This window comes from Alkalimonas cellulosilytica (assembly GCF_036325985.1).
GTDB classification, from domain to species: domain Bacteria; phylum Pseudomonadota; class Gammaproteobacteria; order Enterobacterales; family Alteromonadaceae; genus Alkalimonas; species Alkalimonas cellulosilytica.
Genome location: NZ_JAUHLI010000070.1, coordinates 1 through 357, shown reverse-complemented (window position 1 = coordinate 357; position 357 = coordinate 1). Strand labels below are relative to the sequence as shown.

Annotated in this window: 1 pseudogene; it reads left to right on the top strand. The window is 51.5% G+C overall.

The features are described from left to right. A pseudogene (locus QWY20_RS18585) lies at positions 1–268 on the top strand (IS21 family transposase); the annotation flags it as partial. Positions 269–357 lie beyond the last annotated feature (89 nt).

The window sequence follows — 357 nt, the reverse complement described above, 5'->3', positions numbered from 1 at the left end:
AGCCTGGGTGGTGCGCGTTATGGATGACAGAGCACACGAACAACAAGGTTACCGGACATGTTTAGGCTTACTGAATCTGACCCGACGCTATCCGGCGCAACGCGTGAATCGTGCTTGCGCTATTGCCAACCAAAAACAGCTCACCCGGCTGAAAAACATTACCTCCATCCTGAAAATCAACCTCGATACTCTGGTAACGGAAGATGACAGCCAGCCCACCTTGCCGCAAACACATGAAAACATCCGTGGCCCAGGCAGCTTCCATTAAGGAGAATCATTATGACAGCGAACAATATCACCGTCCTCAGGCAGCTCAAGCTAAACGGCATGGCTCAGGCTCTGCTGCAGCAACTTGAA